1 protein-coding gene, 1 tRNA gene and 1 other RNA gene are annotated in these 1,865 nt (G+C 71.6%); 2 read left to right on the top strand and 1 reads right to left on the bottom strand.

Annotated features, from left to right (window positions below; all coding sequences use genetic code 11):
- Window positions 1-26 precede the first annotated feature (26 nt).
- Window positions 27-114: transfer RNA gene (locus ACFTZL_RS44510), tRNA-Ser, on the bottom strand.
- Between the two features lie 72 nt (window positions 115-186).
- Between ACFTZL_RS44510 and ffs the strand changes: the two genes are divergently transcribed.
- Window positions 187-285: signal recognition particle sRNA small type (ffs, locus tag ACFTZL_RS44505), an RNA gene on the top strand.
- Window positions 286-331: 46 nt separating this feature from the next.
- Window positions 332-1,865, top strand: a 1,534-nt coding sequence (locus ACFTZL_RS44500; RefSeq protein WP_382596241.1) for a DNA polymerase III subunit gamma and tau, incomplete at its 3' end; no start/stop codon positions are given.

Genomic DNA, 1,865 nt, shown 5'->3' with positions numbered 1-1,865 from the left:
CTTCGACATCGTGCCCGGTGAGGCACTGGCGGAGGATACGAGATTCGAACTCGTGAGGGGTTGCCCCCAACACGCTTTCCAAGCGTGCGCCCTAGGCCTCTAGGCGAATCCTCCGTCGAAGACATTACATGACCGGGAGGAGTGCTCGCGAACTCGTTCCCTGCCCCTGTCATCAGGTAGCCTTGGCGCAGCCCCTCACGCGGCGCTATCTGACTGAACTCCCCCAGGGCCGGAAGGCAGCAAGGGTAGGTCGGCTCTGGCGGGTGCGTGGGGGGCGTTTGCGTTCCCGGGGCGGGGCTCGTTGTCAGTGGGCGCCTATAACCTCGTATGCGTGTCGTCTCTCGCTCTGTACCGCCGCTATCGCCCGGAGACCTTCGCCGAGGTCATCGGGCAGCAGCACGTCACCGACCCGTTGCAGCAGGCGCTGCGCAACAACCGGGTCAACCACGCGTACCTGTTCAGCGGGCCGCGCGGGTGTGGCAAGACGACCAGCGCGCGGATCCTGGCGCGGTGTCTGAACTGCGAGCAGGGGCCGACGCCCACGCCGTGCGGTGAGTGCCAGTCCTGTCAGGACCTCGCGCGCAACGGCCCCGGTTCCATCGACGTCATCGAGATCGACGCCGCGTCGCACGGTGGCGTGGACGACGCCCGTGACCTGCGCGAAAAGGCCTTCTTCGGACCCGCGCGCAGCCGCTACAAGATCTACATCATCGACGAGGCCCACATGGTCACGTCGGCCGGCTTCAACGCGCTGCTGAAGGTCGTCGAGGAGCCGCCGGAGCATCTCAAGTTCATCTTCGCGACCACCGAGCCCGAGAAGGTCATCGGGACGATCCGGTCGCGGACCCACCACTACCCGTTCCGGCTCGTCCCGCCCGGGACCCTGCGGGACTACCTCGGCGAGGTCTGCGCCCAGGAGACCATCCCCGTCGAGGACGGGGTGCTCCCGCTCGTCGTCCGGGCCGGTGCCGGTTCCGTGCGTGACTCCATGTCCGTCATGGACCAGCTCCTCGCCGGTGCCGCGGCGGACGGTGTGACGTATGCCATGGCCACCGCCCTGCTCGGGTACACCGAAGGCTCCCTCCTCGACTCCGTCGTCGAGTCCTTCGTCACCGGTGACGGAGCCGCGGCCTTCGAGGTCGTCGACCGGGTGATCGAGGGCGGGAACGACCCCCGCCGGTTCGTCGCCGACCTGCTGGAGCGGCTGCGTGACCTGGTGATCCTCGCCGCCGTTCCGGACGCGGCCGAGAAGGGGCTCATCGACGCCCCCGCCGATGTCGTCGAGCGCATGCAGGCCCAGGCCGGCACCTTCGGCGCCGCCGAGCTGAGCCGGGCCGCCGACCTCGTCAACGAGGGACTGACCGAGATGCGCGGCGCCAACTCGCCCCGTCTCCAGCTCGAGCTGATCTGCGCCCGCGTCCTGCTCCCCGCCGCCTACGGCGACGAGCGGTCCGTCATGGCCCGCCTGGACCGCATCGAGCGCGGCGTGAACTTCTCCGCGGCACCCGCCGGCATGCCCGCCATGGGCTACGTGCCCGGGCCCGAGGGGCATGGCGGAGCGGCGGCAGCGGCTGCTCCGGTTCCGCCCGGCGGCGGTCCGGCCGCGGCCCGTGCGGCCGTACGGGCTTCCGGAGCACCGGCGAGCGGGAGCAGCGGGACCAGCAGCGGTAGCGGCGGCGGTGATACGGCGGCCCCGGCCGGGCACGTCCCCGACGCTCCCGGCACCCCGGGCCCCGGCACCCCGGGCCCCGGCACCCCGGGCCCCGGCACCCCGGGCCCCGGCGCCCCCGGGGGCCGGGCGGCCGCGGATCACCACGCCGACGCCACCGGACACTACAACATCGGGGAATCCCCGGTGGGCCAGG

It is taken from the genome of Streptomyces sp. NPDC056948, from assembly GCF_042674225.1.
GTDB classification, from domain to species: domain Bacteria; phylum Actinomycetota; class Actinomycetes; order Streptomycetales; family Streptomycetaceae; genus Streptomyces; species Streptomyces purpurascens.
The sequence above is the reverse complement of the archived record's forward strand: the minus strand, read 5'-3'. Positions and strand labels throughout refer to the sequence as shown.